The 16,589-nt window shown below is 30.3% G+C and carries 15 protein-coding genes; 9 read left to right on the top strand and 6 right to left on the bottom strand.

Going from position 1 to position 16,589, the window contains the following annotated elements; genetic code table 11:
* Positions 1-17: 17 nt before the first annotated feature.
* Both I0K12_RS01005 and I0K12_RS01000 read right to left on the bottom strand, forming a co-directional pair.
* On the bottom strand, positions 18-1,154 hold the full coding sequence (locus I0K12_RS01005) for a lipase family protein (RefSeq protein WP_196885036.1): 1,137 nt from the start codon (positions 1,152-1,154) through the stop codon (positions 18-20).
* 72 nt (positions 1,155-1,226) lie between these two features.
* Positions 1,227-2,306: a lipase family protein gene (locus I0K12_RS01000; RefSeq protein ID WP_196885035.1), complete on the bottom strand. Its 1,080-nt coding sequence runs from the start codon at positions 2,304-2,306 to the stop codon at positions 1,227-1,229.
* Between the two features lie 147 nt (positions 2,307-2,453).
* On the opposite strand from I0K12_RS01000, the gene I0K12_RS00995 reads away from it, so the two are divergent.
* From I0K12_RS00995 to hemF, 6 genes are all read left to right on the top strand, one after another.
* Positions 2,454-3,230: a 3'-5' exonuclease gene (locus I0K12_RS00995; RefSeq protein ID WP_196885034.1), complete on the top strand. Its 777-nt coding sequence runs from the start codon at positions 2,454-2,456 to the stop codon at positions 3,228-3,230.
* Between the two features lie 14 nt (positions 3,231-3,244).
* Complete coding sequence (locus I0K12_RS00990) at positions 3,245-3,742, top strand: ABC transporter ATPase (RefSeq protein WP_196885033.1); 498 nt, start codon at positions 3,245-3,247, stop codon at positions 3,740-3,742.
* A gap of 239 nt (positions 3,743-3,981) precedes the next feature.
* Entirely contained in the window at positions 3,982-6,909 is a 2,928-nt protein-coding gene (locus tag I0K12_RS00985) for a glycoside hydrolase family 3 N-terminal domain-containing protein (protein ID WP_196885032.1), read from the top strand.
* A gap of 264 nt (positions 6,910-7,173) precedes the next feature.
* The gene (gene rplS / locus I0K12_RS00980; RefSeq protein ID WP_196885031.1) at positions 7,174-7,524 is read left to right on the top strand and encodes a 50S ribosomal protein L19; all 351 of its coding nucleotides are present in this window, start codon (positions 7,174-7,176) and stop codon (positions 7,522-7,524) included.
* A 118-nt stretch (positions 7,525-7,642) separates the two neighbouring features.
* On the top strand, positions 7,643-8,293 hold the full coding sequence (locus I0K12_RS00975) for a DUF4159 domain-containing protein (RefSeq protein ID WP_196885030.1): 651 nt from the start codon (positions 7,643-7,645) through the stop codon (positions 8,291-8,293).
* Positions 8,294-8,335: 42 nt separating this feature from the next.
* Positions 8,336-9,238, top strand: a complete 903-nt coding sequence (gene hemF, locus I0K12_RS00970; protein WP_196885029.1) for an oxygen-dependent coproporphyrinogen oxidase — start codon at positions 8,336-8,338, stop codon at positions 9,236-9,238.
* Positions 9,239-9,287: 49 nt separating this feature from the next.
* Here hemF and I0K12_RS00965 read toward each other — a convergent pair whose 3' ends face one another.
* Positions 9,288-9,962 (bottom strand): M15 family metallopeptidase, encoded by a 675-nt coding sequence (locus tag I0K12_RS00965; RefSeq protein WP_196885028.1) that lies wholly within the window; start codon positions 9,960-9,962, stop codon positions 9,288-9,290.
* 158 nt (positions 9,963-10,120) lie between these two features.
* On the opposite strand from I0K12_RS00965, the gene I0K12_RS00960 reads away from it, so the two are divergent.
* Positions 10,121-10,552, top strand: coding sequence for a hypothetical protein (locus I0K12_RS00960; RefSeq protein WP_196885027.1), 432 nt, complete (start codon positions 10,121-10,123; stop codon positions 10,550-10,552).
* Positions 10,553-10,620: 68 nt separating this feature from the next.
* On the opposite strand, the gene carB is transcribed toward I0K12_RS00960, so the two are convergent.
* Positions 10,621-13,467, bottom strand: a complete 2,847-nt coding sequence (carB, locus tag I0K12_RS00955) for a carbamoyl-phosphate synthase large subunit (protein ID WP_196885026.1) — start codon at positions 13,465-13,467, stop codon at positions 10,621-10,623.
* Between the two features lie 117 nt (positions 13,468-13,584).
* Positions 13,585-13,743, bottom strand: coding sequence for a 50S ribosomal protein L34 (gene rpmH, locus I0K12_RS00950; RefSeq protein WP_196885025.1), 159 nt, complete (start codon positions 13,741-13,743; stop codon positions 13,585-13,587).
* Positions 13,744-13,933: 190 nt separating this feature from the next.
* On the opposite strand from rpmH, the gene I0K12_RS00945 reads away from it, so the two are divergent.
* Both I0K12_RS00945 and I0K12_RS00940 read left to right on the top strand, forming a co-directional pair.
* The gene (locus I0K12_RS00945; protein ID WP_196885024.1) at positions 13,934-14,812 is read left to right on the top strand and encodes an SDR family oxidoreductase; all 879 of its coding nucleotides are present in this window, start codon (positions 13,934-13,936) and stop codon (positions 14,810-14,812) included.
* An 8-nt stretch (positions 14,813-14,820) separates the two neighbouring features.
* Positions 14,821-15,999 (top strand): MalY/PatB family protein, encoded by a 1,179-nt coding sequence (locus I0K12_RS00940; protein WP_196885023.1) that lies wholly within the window; start codon positions 14,821-14,823, stop codon positions 15,997-15,999.
* On the opposite strand, the gene I0K12_RS00935 is transcribed toward I0K12_RS00940, so the two are convergent.
* A complete protein-coding gene (locus I0K12_RS00935) occupies positions 15,996-16,589 on the bottom strand; it encodes a rhomboid family intramembrane serine protease (RefSeq protein ID WP_196885022.1) in 594 nt (197 codons plus the stop codon). The genes I0K12_RS00940 and I0K12_RS00935 overlap by 4 nt on opposite strands.

Genomic DNA, 16,589 nt, shown 5'->3' with positions numbered 1-16,589 from the left:
TGATGTTCTAGTTTTGATTAATTTTTACAATGATTTCCATTTGGAGCATTATAATTTTCAGGAACGCAGTTTCCTCCGAAAGTGTGTAAATAATGATTTCGATTATGATTATATTCTACGAATTCTAAATATTCAAGAATGTTCTTTAAAGTAGACTCTTTGATAAAACTATTTAGTGGAGCTTCATTTGTAACAAGTGTTGCTGGAAGCGGACTATATTGATTTAAACCAATTACAGATTCAGAATGTAATTCTTCTCCCAGGTGAATCAACTCTGATTTTAAATGCTCCGTTATAGGATAAGGAATATTGTAAAGTTCTTCAAAATTCCAGAAAAATCGTGTGTGAACTTGATCGTTTTCGAGAGAGTAGAAATTCTTTTTAAAAGGCAGGTTTAAATAATAATTGACAAAACTCTGCGAGTAAAAAGTTGGATGTCCAAAAAGCCAAACTTCCATATCAATATTTTGATTATTTGCTTGAAATTGCTCGTAAACTGTTGCAGAAAACAAAACAGAAAATGTAGTTCCAAGACTATGACTTGCAATGTAAATTTTTGCATCAGGATTATTTAAGTAAATATTTTGAATATAATCTTCAACCGAATAACCTTGATCTGAAAGAGTCATCGCAATTTCAAAAAGTTCTTTTGCTCCCTTTGAAATATGTAAATCTGGATGATCTTCAGAAAAAGCTAAAGTTTCATCTAATTTGAAAATATCAGCAACTTCAAAAATATTGGTCAAATCGGTTCCTGCAAAAGTAAGTGTATAGATTTTTTTGTCTGTTTTATTTTGGGTGAAATATGCCGAAATTCCATGAAGTCGATTTGTTGCAAACCATTTAAAACTCCATTGGTTTTTAGTTTCGATATCGGTTCTTTCCAAATAAGTTTTTACAGCTTTTTCTTCGCTAAAAGGATGCTGGTTTATAAAATCTCCAATAGCAGCAAATGTCATCATCAGTTTCGTATCAATGGTTTGTACTTGTAAAGATTCTAAATCTGCTAAATCTTCATCTCGTTCTTCTTCTTGTGGTTTTGTCAACGATTCTGTACTAGAAATATCCATGGTTTGATCTTCTGTTGTTGAATCATCACAACTGAGAAGTGAAAAGAATAAACCAATTATGAGGCTGTAATTAATAGATTTCATAAACAAAATGTTAGTGATTCTATTAAAATTACAAACAATTGTAATCCTTTTGTTTTAAGAATATCCTAAAAATTATTTTACATGACAATAATTTCCTTCAGGAGCATTGTAATCTTTCGGAACACATTTTCCTCCTAAACTGTACAAATAATGATTTCGATTATGGTTAAAAACCTCCCATTTAATGAAGTCAATTTTTGTTTTCAATTTCTTCTCTTGAATTCGCTCATGAACTGGAATTTTATTTTCAATTTTTATAGAAGGAAAAGAAACATATTTATCTTCTTCTGTTGGTAGCTTTTTTGCAAAATCTTCTCCGAATTTTTTAATTTTTTCTTTTAGTTTATCACTCATCGGATACGGAATTTTGTAGAGATTTTCCATATTCCAGAAATAATTCATGTGTACTTGATCGTTTTTAATAGAATAAAAATGTTTGTCAAAATTGGTTTTTAAAAACTGATTTACAAACTCTCGATTATAAAAACTAGGATTTGCAAAAGCCCAAAGATGCATTTTTATTTTCATGTGATTTTTGATGCAACGTAGTTTTACAAAATAACTATAATAAACAGCCAAAGTAGAACCTAAACTATGTCCGCAGAAATAAAAATTAGCATCTGGATTTTCTTTTCGAGCATGATCTATGACTTCAAAAATAGTTTTCTTTTGATATCTAAGTTTAAACAAAATTTCATAAAGTTTTTTAGAACCTTTTGATACTTTTTCGTCTGGCATAGTTTCAAAAAGTGGTTCCACATCTTTCAATTCTAAAATTTTAGAATCTTCGAAAATATTGTACAAATCCGTTCCAGAAAAAGCGATTACATATTTCGAATTATCTTCTTTTAGTTTCGCTATAAATGCAGAAATACTATTTTCATAATTTCGAGCTACCCAAACCATTTCCCATTGACCTTTGGTTTCAAGATCTTTTCTTTTCAAATAACCTTCAATAGTGTTTTTTTCATCATGCTCGTGTTCGTTCATTTCATCTGCGATTGCAGCAAAAGTCATCATCAATTTCGCATCGATAATCTTTTTATGCTTTGTATGATGTACTTTCGGAAGGCTTGATTTTTTTTCTTTTGTATCACATTGCATTAAAAATAAACAAGAAAGCAAAATAAAAAGTGGGTAAAATCGATTCATAATTTATCTTTTTTGAAAATAGCTGTTAAAAAAATGGCATTTCACCTTATTTAAAATTAACGAATTCTCTCGAAAGATTCCATTAAACTTTTACTAAGAATTATTCTAATTATTGTACTTTTACGTTTGAAAAACTAGAAAATACTTATGGAACTGAAACTACATAGACCAATCATATTTTTTGATTTAGAAACAACAGGAATTAATATTGCAAAAGATAGAATTGTTGAGATTTCTATTTTAAAAATTTTTCCTAATGGAAATAAAGAAAGTAAAACTTGGTTGGTAAATCCAGAAATGAAAATTCCGAAAGAGTCCACAGAAATTCACGGAATTACAAATGAAAAAGTAGCAAATGAGCCAACTTTTAAAGAATTAGCTCCACAAGTGCAGGCAATGATTAAAGATTGTGATTTAGCTGGTTTTAATTCAAATCGTTTTGATATTCCACTTTTGGCAGAAGAAATGTTGCGTTCGGATGTGGATTTTGACATGAAAAACAGAGTTGCTGTAGATGTTCAGGTTATTTATCATAAAAAAGAACAAAGAACCTTAAGTGCTGCTTACCAATTCTATTGTGATAAAACTTTAGAAAATGCACATTCAGCAGAAGCAGATACTTTAGCAACGTACGAAATATTAAAAGCACAACTTGATAAATACGAAGATTTAGAAAATGACGTTAAGTTTTTAAATAAATTTTCAACGCACAGTGAAAGAGCAGATTTCGCAGGATTTATCGTTTTTGATAAAGATGGAGACGAAATGTTTACTTTCGGGAAATATAAAGGACAAAAAGTAGAGGAAGTTTTACAAAAAGATCAAGGATATTATTCTTGGATTCAAAAATCAGATTTCCCACTTTACACAAAGAAAATTTTGACAGCGATCAAATTAAGAGCTTTGAATAACAAATTAAGTTAAAAAGAAGAAAGAATATGTTTGTAGATTTTAATGAAATGCCAGATGTATCAAGAGTCTGGATTTACCAAGCAAATAGAGAGTTTACAGAAGCTGAGGTTTCTGAAATTGGTGCAAAATTAGAGCAATTTGTATCTCAATGGGTTCGTCATGGAGATGATTTGAAAGGAAGTTATACGATTAAATACAACCAATTTATCGTATTGGCTGTAGATGAAAGTTTCAATAATGTTTCAGGATGTTCGATTGATTCATCTGTAAATGCCATCAAACAAATAGAGCAAGCTTTCCAAGTAGATTTGATGAACAAAATGAATATCACTTTTAAAGTTGGAGAAAATATTAATATTCTTTCTTTAGCAGATTTCCAAAATTATGCGAAAGAAGGAAAAATAACTGCAGAAACAATTGTGTTTAACAACATGGTGCAGACAAAACAAGCTTTTGAAACAGAATGGGAAGTAGAAGCTTCTAAGAGCTGGCATCAGCGATTTATTCCTGCAAAAGTATCTTAATTAGGTTCTTATTCTTTTTTCGTAGAATAAATTTATTTGAAAAAATTGTGAAAGACAAGGTGTGTATATGCCTTGTCTTTTCTATATTTAATAAGTATATTAGGCTAAAAATTCGAAAGCTGTCGAATGCAGTTTTATGAAAAATTTTAAATAATTTATTCCAAAAAATAAATAAATTTCTAGTTCGAAACAATCACACTAAATCAAATTAAGCTTTAATTATTTATACCCAATCACTTATGAAAAAAATACTGTCATTATTGTTGTTTATCTTTTTTATTGCGAATGCTTTTTCTCAGCAAAATAATCCTTTGATTACGAAAGATTCTGAAAAGCAACAAAAGTGGGTAGATAGTGTTTTACAAAAATTTACTGTGGAAGAAAAAATCGGACAACTTTTTATGGTTCCTGCATATTCTACTGGAGATGTGAAGGAAGAAAAAAAGTTGAAAGAAACCATTAAAAAATATAAAATTGGAGGACTGATTTTTATGAAAGGAGAACCAGTTCGACAAGTAAAACTTACAAATGAATATCAAAAAATTGCAAATGTTCCTTTATTAATTGGTTTTGACGGAGAATGGGGATTGAACATGCGTTTGAATAATACGTATAAATTTCCTTGGAACATGACTCTTGGAGCCATACAAGACACTTCTCTGATTCGTAAATTTGGAGAGCAAGTTGGAATACATTGTAAACGTGTTGGAATTACAATGAATTTTGCTCCTGTGGTTGATATTAATACTAATCCGAATAATCCAATTATTGGAAATCGTTCTTTTGGTGAAAATAAATTTAATGTTGCACAAAAAGCAATTGCTTTTACAGAAGGAATGCAGAGTGAACACGTTTTAGCCTGTGCAAAACATTTCCCAGGACATGGAGATACTTCTACAGATTCGCACAAAACTTTACCAAGTGTTTTGTTTGATAAAGAAAGAATTGATTCGGAAGAATTATATCCATATTACCAATTATTTAATCATGATGTTGCAAGTGTGATGGTCGCACATTTAAGTGTTCCAAGCATGCAATTAAATCCAAATATTCCAACTTCATTAAGTCCAGAAGTTGTTACAGATTATCTGAAAACAAAAATGGGATTTCAAGGATTAATCATTACAGATGCTTTGAATATGAAAGGAGCAGCTGATTTTTCTGAAAAAGGAAGATTGGATTTTGATGCTTTTATGGCAGGAAATGATATTCTTTTGTTTCCTCAAGATATTCCAAATGCTATAAAAACTTTTAAAGAAGCTATCGAAAAAGGTACATTGACAGAAGAACGTTTAGATTATTCTGTTCGTAAAATTTTAGAAGCAAAATATTGGGCAGGTTTAGAACATTTTGAGCCAATTAAAGAAGAAAATCTGATCGAAGATTTACACACAAAAGAAAATGTAATTTTACACAGAGAATTGATTGAAGATGCAATGACTGTGATTCAAAATAAAGAAGATTTAATTCCGATTCAAAATTTAGATACTACCAAAATTGCTTATGTAAAACTTGGAGATGCAGAAAATAAAATTTTTGTAAAAACACTTCAGAAATATGCAAAAGTAGATGTGATTGATGGAAAAACAATAGATGTTGTGTTGGATAAATTGAAACCTTATGATGTAGTGATTTTAGGTTTTCATAAATCAAATGCGCATCCTTGGAAAAGTTATAAATTCAAAAATTCTGAAATAGTTTGGGTACAAGAAATTTCAAGAAAAAAGAAAGTTATTCTAGATGTTTTTACAAGTCCTTATAGTTTGTTGGATTTAAAAATGTTTGGAAATATTGAAAGTATTTTAGTTTCTTATCAAAATAGTGAAATGGCACAAAGCGTTTCTGCTCAAATAATTTTTGGAGCTCTAGAAGCAAAAGGGAAATTGCCAGTTTCTATTTTATCTGATTTTCCTGTTGGTACAGGAATTCAAACAAAGAAATTAGAAAGACTTTCGTATTCTTTGCCAGAAACTGTTGGGATGAATTCAGAACATTTGATGAAAATTGATTCGATTGCAGCAATTGTTTTAGAAGAAAAAATGGCTCCGGCAATGCAAGTTCTAGTTGCAAAAAATGGAAGTGTTATTTATGAAAAAAGTTTCGGATATCAGACTGCGGATAAGAAACAAAAAATTAAAAATACAGATGTTTTTGATGTAGCTTCTTTGACAAAAATTCTTGCAACACTTCCTATTGTGATGCAAATGGAAGAAGAAGGGAAGTTTGAACTAGATAGTGAATTGGGAACTTTTATGCCTTTTCTTAAAGAATCTAACAAAGATACTTTAACGGTGAAAGAAGTTCTTTCGCACTATGGTAGATTGAAAGCTTGGATTCCTTTTTATGTAAACACTTTAGATAAAAAAACGAAAAAACCAGATTCTAAATATTATCGAATTTATAGCAAAGGAAATTATAATGTAAAAGTTGCTCCAAATCTTTATATGAGAAATGATTATAAAGACTCTATTTATGCTAGAGTAATTGAAGCAGACCAGCGAAAAAAAGTTGGATATAAATACAGCGATTTGCCTTATTTTTTGTTTAAAAAATACATTGAAGATACTTATAGAAAAGATTTGGATTATTTGACTAAAAAACGATTTTACAAATCTTTGGGAGCTTACAGAACTACTTATAATCCAATTCAGGCTGGTTTGAAAAAAGCAGAAATTGTTCCAACAGAAATTGATGATTATTATAGAAATACTTTAGTGCATGGTTATGTTCATGATATGGGAGCAGCAATGCAAGGTGGAGTAGGAGGACATGCGGGAATTTTTGCAAATGCGAATGATATTGCGAAAATTATGCAGATGTATCTTCAGGAAGGTTATTATGGAGGAAAACAATATATTTTGCCAGAAACATTTCACAAATTTAATCATCGTTATTTTGAAAAAAATGGTGTGAGAAAAGGAGTTGGATTTGATAAACCACAGTTAGATTCGTCTATTTCGGTTACTTGTGGTTGTGTTTCAGAGTCAAGTTTTGGACATAGTGGTTTTACAGGAACTTATGTTTGGGCAGATCCGCAGACAGAATTGGTTTATGTGTTTTTGTCGAATAGAATTTATCCGAATGCTAAAAATAGAGGTTTAGTAAAAGAAAATATTCGTACGAAAATTCAACAAATTATTGTAGATTCTATCGAGGAAGAAGACTAATTTTTACATTAAATTATAGAAGACTTAGAATTTTTAAACCAAAACTTAAATTTATTTTAGAAAAAACTACTTTTTGAATCAAAAAAAATAAAATAGTAAAGCTTTGAAAATGAGAATAAATATTAAAGAATTATTAAATGAAAATATTTAACAGGTAGGTGTGTGAATTTATATAGTTTTTTTATAAATTTGCCAACTCAAAATTAACCTCTGACGAAAACCGTGTATGTTGATTTTTATTAAACCATATATAAAAGATATAAAATGGAATCTTTAGTAAAGTTTGTACAAGACGAATTTGTTACAAAAAACGAATTACCAGAGTTTGCAGCAGGAGATACTGTAACTGTGTATTACAAAATTGTAGAGGGTGCTAAAACTCGTACTCAGTTCTTTAGAGGAGTTGTAATCCAAAGAAGAGGAACAGGATTAACTGAAACTTTTACAATCCGTAAAATGTCAGGAACTGTTGGAGTAGAGCGTATCTTCCCAGTAAACTTACCAGCTATCGAGAAAATCGAAGTTAACAAAAGAGGTAAAGTACGTAGAGCTCGTATCTTCTACTTTAGAGATCTTACTGGTAAAAAAGCAAGAATTAAAGAAAGAAGAAGATAATTTTATTTTTCTTTTTATAAAAAAATCCTGTTCAGTTGTTGAACAGGATTTTTTTTGTTTTAGAATTTTAAACAAATAATAAAATATTAGTTAGTTTTACAAAATAAAATCTAGAACTATGAATTTAAAAACCTTTAGCTTTTTTCTTTTTGTATTATTTAATTCTATGGTTTTAAATGCGCAGGAAGTTGCAATTTTAAAATATGAAGGAGGAGGAGATTGGTATGCAAATCCGACAGCATTGCCGAATTTGATTCAATTTTCCAATCAATATATTTCAACCAAAATAGAAAAAACACCAACGACTGTTGCAGCAGATAATGTAGAGATTTTTAATTATCCAATTGTATTTATGACAGGGCATGGAAACGTGATATTTTCTGAAAATGCTTTGGAGAATCTACGAAATTATCTGAAATCAGGAGGTTTTTTACATATTTCAGATAATTATGGAATGGATAAATATATTCGTCGAGAAATGAAAAGACTATTTCCAGATGCCGAATTTCAGGAAATTCCATACAATCATCCAATTTATCACCAAACATTTGATTTTTCGAAAGGAGTTCCAAAAATCCATGAGCACGATAAGAAAAAGCCACAAGGTTTCGGTTTATTTATTGATGGAAGATTGGTTTGTTTTTATGATTACGAATCAGATTTAAGTGATGGTTGGGAGGATAAAGAAATTCATAATGACGATGAAGAAACAAGAACAAAAGCGTTGAAAATGGGTGCAAACATCTTAGAATATGTTTTTACTAACTAATCAAATTGTATCTTTGTTTCCGAAAATTAAAATACGAAAGGTTTGAAAGAAAAATTTCTTGAATATATACATAATTTACAAGATCAAATTTGTGCAAAAATTGAATCTTTAGATGGAGTTGCTACTTTTCAACAAGATCTTTGGGATCGTCCTGAAGGTGGAGGAGGAAGAACTCGTGTTATCGAAAATGGAGAAGTTTTCGAAAAAGGAGGAGTGAATATTTCTTATGTTCATGGAGAATTGCCGGAAGCTTTACGTAAGAATTTTGGTGTTTCTCAAGCGAAATTTTTTGCTTGTGGACTTTCTTTAGTTATTCACCCAAAAAATCCAATGGTTCCGACTGTACATGCAAATTGGCGTTATTTCGAAATGTATGATGAAAATGGAGATGTAAAAGATTGTTGGTTTGGAGGAGGACAAGATTTGACTCCATATTATGTTTTTGAAGAAGATGCGAAACACTTTCATCAAGTTTGTAAAACAGCTTGTGATAAGCATCATGAAGATTTTTATCCAAAATATAAGAAAGCTTGTGATGATTATTTCTGGAATACACACAGAAATGAAGCAAGAGGAGTTGGAGGATTATTCTTTGATTATTTAAAAGCAACAGAAGAGTTTTCTTTACAAGATAGATTTGATTTTGTAACAGGAATCGGAAATTCTTTCTTAGAGTGTTATGCTCCAATTGTTGAAAAAAGAAAAGATTTAGAATATACGCAAGAACAAAGAGATTGGCAGGAAATCCGTAGAGGACGTTATGTAGAATTTAATTTAGTACATGACAGAGGAACGCTTTTCGGACTAAAAACAAACGGAAGAATCGAAAGTATTTTGATGAGTTTACCGCCAAAAGTTCAATGGAGATATGATTATCATCCAGAGGCTGGTTCTAAAGAAGAAGAGTTAGAAGAAATCTTAAGAAATCCAAAAGCTTGGGTATAAAAAAAAGAAAATCGTGAATTGTTGAAGTTCACGATTTTTTTTTTGAATTTTATTTCACAGGGAAATTAAAATATGTTTTCGGATATGGCTCCCCTCTTAGTGTAAAATGCCACCATTCTTTGCTATAAGAACGAAATCCGTGTTTGTTCATTACTTTCTGTAAAGTTTGTCTGTTTTTCTTTTGTTCTGGTGTCAAATTTGGATTTTTCACCCAAGATTCTTTTCCAAAATAATCCCATGGACTTCCCATATCCAATTCTTCTCCAGTTTCAAAATTTACTAAAGTTAAATCTACTGTACTCCCTCTAGAATGTCCAGATTTTGAAGCGATATATCCATCTCTAAAAAGGTTTCTTTTTCGCACATTTGGATAATATTTTTGTTTCATCAGAGTATCATCTAAAACTCTTGCCCAACGTACAAATTCGTTTACAGCTCTTTGTGGACGGTATCCATCATAGATTTTTAAGCCTAAATTTTTAGTGATTAATTCTTTCTGAACTTTATCTAATGCTGCGATGGCTTCATCTGTCAAAATACAAACAGATTTTTCATAACCATCAATTTTTTTTCCAACAAAATTATCTTTAGAATGATAGCGAATATCTGTAATAATCGATGGTAATTTATAGTCTACATAAGAAAATCCTTTTGGTAAAGTATCCTTTTTTTGAAAACTAAAAAAGAAAATAGTAGCAAATAGAAATAAATATATTTTTTTCATAATTCAATTTATAAGAATAGCGTTCAAGATAGAATTATTTTGAAAAAAGAACAATTTTTAAATTCAGAAAGAAAAGATAATTTTTGTTTTCCACTCATGCGTTGTTATGTTTTGGGTTTTTAAATGACTAACTTTAATAGAGATGAAAATATTGAATTATGAAAATACCAAGAATTTTGTTAGGAATTGTGTTGTTGAGTTTTGTGATTTTCTCTTTTATCAATGTTACAAAAAGTAGTGAGAGAAGTTTTTTAAACAAAAAAGAAAAAGATTTTAGAGCAATAGAATTTAATGTTTATGAATTTCAAAACGAGGAACATCTGGAAGAATTTTTACATTATGATAGTATTGTTTGGACGCCTTTTATCATGAAAAATAGAGCTTTTTTCTCAAAAAGAATTGCACAACCAGTAGAGTATCCAAATAGATTAGCAATGTTTATAGAATGGAATTCTTATGAGGTTTGGAAAGAAACAACTGACGAAATGAATGCGCAACAAGAAAAGATTTTTGAAGAATATTTTAAACACGATTATAAGACAATTCAATCAGAAAATTATAAGCTTCTAGAATTTGATAACTATAAATAAGAAATAAAAAAACCAAACTACTCAAAGAATAGTTTGGTTTTCAATTTTATAGGAAAGTAAATCGTTTATTATTTACTTAAATACATTTTTCTTCTTGAATATAATTCGTAGAACTCATCATCTTTTAAGCTATCGATGAATAAGATACTCTCTCCAGTACTCTTCATCTCAGGTCCTAATCTCTTATCTACTTTCGGGAATTTGTTGAAAGAGAAAACAGGTTGTTTAATCGCATATCCGCTTAATTGAGGATTGAAATTAAAGTCTTTCACTTTCTTATCTCCAAGCATTACTTTCGTAGCATAGTTTACATATGGCTCTTGGTAAGCTTTTGCGATAAATGGAACTGTTCTAGATGCTCTAGGGTTTGCTTCAATGATATAAACTTTATCATCTTTGATTGCAAACTGAATATTAATCAATCCTACAGTTTTTAATGCTTTTGCAATTTTCACTGTGTGATCTTTAATTTGTTGCATTACGAATTCTCCTAAGTTAAATGGAGGAAGTGTAGCATTTGAATCTCCAGAGTGAACTCCACAAGGCTCAATGTGCTCCATGATTCCGATAATATACACATCTTCACCATCACAGATTGCATCTGCTTCTGCTTCGATAGCTCCATCTAAATAATGGTCTAATAATAATGTGTTATTTGGAATCTTACGTAATAAATCTACAACGTGCTCTTCTAATTCTTGCTTGTTGATTACAATCTTCATTCCTTGACCTCCTAATACATAAGAAGGACGAACTAAGATTGGGAAATCTAAAGAATCAGCGATTGCTAAAGCTTCATCTGCAGTTGTTGCAGTTCCGAATTTAGGGAAAGGAATATCCATTTCACTTAGTAAACTAGAAAAACGACCTCTATCCTCTGCTAAATCTAAAGCTTCGAAGCTAGTACCGATAATTTTTACTCCGTATTTTTCTAATTTTTCAGCAAGTTTTAAGGCAGTTTGCCCTCCAAGCTGAACAATTACACCTTCTGGTTTTTCATGACGGATGATGTCATAAATATGTTCCCAAAATACTGGTTCGAAATAAAGTTTATCAGCAGTATCAAAGTCTGTAGAAACTGTTTCAGGATTACAGTTAATCATGATAGTTTCGTATCCAGCTTCTTTTGCAGCTAAAACTCCGTGTACACAAGAATAATCGAACTCAATTCCTTGTCCAATTCTGTTTGGTCCAGAACCTAATACTACGATTTTCTTTTTGTCAGTAACAACGCTTTCATTTTCAGAATAAGCTTCGCCATTAACAATCATTTTATTTTCAAAAGTAGAGTAGTAGTAAGGAGTTTGTGCTTCGAATTCAGCTGCACAAGTATCTACTAATTTATATACTCTATTAATTTGGAATTCATCTCTTTTTTTATAGATCTCGCTTTCCCAACATCCTAACATGTGAGCGATTTGTCTATCCGCAAATCCTTTTTGTTTTGCTAAAAGAAGCAAATCTTGTGGTAAAGTTTCTAATTTATGAGTAGAGATCTCTTTCTCTAACATATGTAATTCTTCGTATTGTTTTAAGAACCACATATCAATTTTCGTAATCTCATGAATTCTGCTTAATGGAATTCCCATTTGGATTGCATCATAAATTACGAAAACTCTATCCCAACTTGCATATTTTAATTTATGTAAGATAATCTCATAATCTTTTTCTCCTTTTCCGTCAGCTCCTAATCCATTACGTTTAATCTCTAAAGATTGTGTTGCTTTGTGTAATGCTTCTTGGAACGAACGTCCGATTCCCATTACTTCTCCAACAGATTTCATTTGTAATCCTAAAGTTCTATCAGATCCTTCGAATTTATCAAAGTTCCAACGAGGAATTTTTACGATAACATAATCTAAAGTTGGTTCAAATAAAGCAGAAGTAGTTTTTGTAATTTGATTATCTAATTCATCTAAATGGTAACCTAAAGCTAATTTAGATGCGATTTTTGCAATTGGATAACCAGTTGCTTTTGAAGCTAAAGCAGAAGAACGAGATACACGAGGATTAATCTCAATAGCGATAATATCTTCTTTTTCATCAGGACTTACTGCAAACTGAACATTACATCCTCCAGCAAAATCACCGATAGAACGCATCATATGGATTGCCATATCACGCATTTTTTGGAAAGTTCTGTCACTTAAAGTCATTGCTGGTGCAACAGTGATAGAATCTCCAGTATGGATTCCCATTGGGTCCATATTTTCAATAGTACAGATAATTACTACGTTATCATTTTTATCACGTAATAACTCTAACTCATATTCTTTCCATCCCATTAAAGCTTTGTCGATCATCACTTCATGGATAGGAGAAATCTCAAGACCTCTTCTTAATAATTCGTCGAAATCTTCTTCTTTATAAACGATAGAAGCACCAGCTCCACCAAGAGTATAAGAAGCTCTGATTACTAATGGGAAACCAAATTCTTGAGCAATTTCTTTTCCTTTTAAGAAAGAAGTTGCTGTAGCTTGAGGTGCCATTGGAATTCCGATTTCTAACATTAATTCACGGAATTTTTCACGATCTTCCGTAATATTAATCGCATCGATGTCTACTCCGATAAGTTCCACATCATGCTCTTCCCAAATCCCTTTTTCATCAGCTTCGATACATAAGTTTAAGGCAGTTTGACCTCCCATTGTTGGTAAAACAGCATCTACATTATGAATCTCTAAGATTTCACGAATAGACTTAGTTGTCAATGGTTTAAGGTAAATGTGATCTGCCAAAGAAGGATCAGTCATAATTGTAGCAGGGTTTGAATTAATCAAAATAACTTCAATTCCTTCTTCTTTTAATGAGCGAATAGCTTGAGACCCCGAATAATCGAATTCACATGCTTGTCCAATAATAATTGGTCCAGAACCAATAATCAAAATCGACTTAATGTTTTTGTTTCTAGGCATGATATTTAGTTTTGTTGTGTTGTTGTATTGTTATTTTATAGTTTGGAACTCAAAAAAGTATAAAAAAAAGGTGCTACTAAAAAAAAGTAACACCTTATATATTTTAAAAATAAATCATTATTTCTTTGGCCTTGGAGCTGAAGAAACAGAGATTCTTTTTCTACCTTTTGCACGTCTTCTTGCAAGAACTTTTCTTCCAGTAGCAGAAGCCATTCTTTCTCTAAAACCGTGTTTATTTCTTCTTTTTCTTTTCGATGGTTGATAAGTCCTTTTCATTGTAAATATCTTTTAAAGTATCGTATTTTCTGTTATTTATCTATTGATTACTTTTGCGAATTCCTTTTATAAAAGCGTGGGCAAATATACAATTAGTTTTGTAGTCTACAAACCAAATTAAAGAAAAATTTAAAAAATATTTTGTTAAGCTAATTGCAAAAAAATTAATACTTTAGAGGAAAAACGAGAAATGAACTACAAACAAGGAATGTTTAAGGAGAACAGTTTTTTCAATCAAACAATTGTAATTACTGGTGGCGGAAGTGGTTTAGGAAAATCTATGGCCAAATATTTGTCGCAATTAGGTGCAACAATAATTATTACTTCAAGAAATTTTGAAAAACTTCAAATTACTGCAGAAGAACTTCAAGAAGAAATCAAAGGAGTAATTATTCCAATTGCGTGTGATGTTAGAGATTATGAACAAGTAGAAAAAATGCTTGGTATTGCTTATGAAAAATGTGGGAAAATTGATGCTTTAATCAATAATGCTGCAGGAAATTTTATTTCACCAACAGAAAGACTTTCAGCAAATGCTTTTGATACGATTTTAGATATTGTTTTAAAAGGAACAAAAAACTGTACACTTGCACTTGGAAAAAAATGGATTAAAAATCAAGAAGAAGGAGTTTTTCTAAATATCGTTACAACATATGCTTGGACAGGTTCTGCTTATGTAGTTCCGTCTGCTTGTGCAAAAGCTGGAGTTTTGGCTTTGACAAGATCTTTAGCTGTGGAGTGGGCAAAATATGGAATTCGAATGAATGCAATTGCTCCAGGACCTTTTCCAACAGAAGGAGCTTGGAATCGTTTGCTTCCTGGAAATTTGAAAGATAAGTTTGATTTGAAAAATAAAATTCCTTTAAAACGAGTTGGAGAACATCAAGAACTTACGAATTTGGTAGCTTATTTACTTTCTGATTTTTCAGCTTATATTAATGGAGAAGTGGTTACGATTGATGGCGGAGAATGGTTGCAAGGAGCTGGAGAATTTAATTTCTTAGATCAAATTCCAGAAGAAATGTGGGACATGTTAGAGCAAATGATTCGTGCGAAGAAAGGGAAATAAAACTAAAAATGAATAAGATTGAAATTTTTGAAGATTCTTTTGAATCCAATTTTGTGAAGAAAAATCCAGAAGTTTTAAAACAACATTTCGGAATTTCTGATATAGATTCTTTTTGGATTGCAGATATGGATTATAAAATTGCAAAACCAATTACAGAAGAATTATTAAAAGTAGTTCATAGAGAAAATTATGGATATGAAGATGTTTCGAAAAAAGTAAATCAAGCGATTTCGGATTGGTATTTGAAAAAACAAAATATTCATTTGAAGACTGATAATTTTATTCGTGTAAATAACCTTTTGACTGCAATTTCAATTCTTGTAAAAGAGCTCACAGAAGAAAATGAAGAAATAATCATTCAGACGCCAGTTTATCCTCCTTTTACAGGAATTATTACTTCGCACAATAGAAAAGTCCTTAGAAGTCCTTTAAAAATAGAAAATCAACGATATAAAATAGATTTTGAAGATTTAGAAAAGAAAATGTCGAAAAGAGAAGTTCGGTATTTTCTTTTTTGCAATCCTCATAATCCAATAGGAAGTGTTTGGGATAAAGAAGATGTTGAGAAAATTTATTTTTTGGCTGAAAAATATGATGTCATTGTTATAAGTGATGAAATTCATTCAGATATCATTTTTAATGAAAAACCATTTACAAGTTTCACTTCTTTCGAAAATTCGAAACATATTACTTTAGTTGGTTCTCCTTCTAAAACTTTTGGTTTACAAGGAATTTCGAGTGGTTTTATATATATTCCAGATGTAGAAATTCGAGAAAATATTAAAAATTTCACAGAAAAATATTTTTTACATCATGAAAATTCTTTAACAATGTATGCAACAATTGCTGCATTTACAAAAGGAGAGGAATGGTTAAATTTTTTATTAGAATTTGTACAAGAGAATTTTAGTTGGATTCAAACTTTTTTACATAAAGAATTACCACAAATTAAAGTTTTTGAATTAGAAGGAACTTACCAAATTTGGTTAAACTTTTCAGAATTAAATTTAGATCTAGAATCTTTGGAAGAATTAGTTTTTAGAAAAGCAAAAATAGGTCTTACTCCAGGAAAATGGTTTGGAGAAGAATATCATAATTATATGCGAATGAATATTGCTTGTTCTTCTGAAAAGATTCAAAAAGCTTTTAATAAATTGAAAAAAGAAATTAAAAAGTCTATGAACTAAATATATTGTTCTTCGTTATTTTCAGCTAATTGTTTTTTGTACATAAAAGCTAAAAATAGACCAACTAAAAATCCAGATAAATGCCCTTCCCAAGAGATGTATGGTAAACTTGGAAAAATTCCCCAAAACATACTTCCATAGAAAAGAAAAACTAAAATGGAAATTATAATTGAAATGGCTTTTTTTTGAAATAAACCACTGAAAAATAAAAAACTTGCTAAAAAATAAATAACTCCACTTGCTCCAATATGACTTGCATTTCTACCAATAACCCAAGTAAGTAAACCAACAAGAGTGATAGCAATTAGTAAAATTTTTGCAGCATTTTTCTTGTAAAAAGTCAAGAAGACAGATAAAAGAATAAAAAGAGGAACTGTGTTACTAATAATATGATACAAAGAACCGTGCAGAAATGGAGCTGAAAATATTCCACCTAAGCTTGAAATTTTTCTAGGGATTATTCCGAATCTTGAAAAGTGAAAATTGAATAAATTGGAAAATAAAATATCCAAAATAAAAATGATCCAAAGTACTGCGACAACTTTGAAAGATGTAGATGCTTGTTCCTTAAATTCTTTGATTAAACTCAT

It is taken from the genome of Aureivirga sp. CE67 (assembly GCF_015767245.1).
Lineage (GTDB): Bacteria > Bacteroidota > Bacteroidia > Flavobacteriales > Flavobacteriaceae > Aureivirga.
Note: the sequence above shows the minus strand (reverse complement) of the source record. Positions and strands in the feature narration are given on the sequence as shown.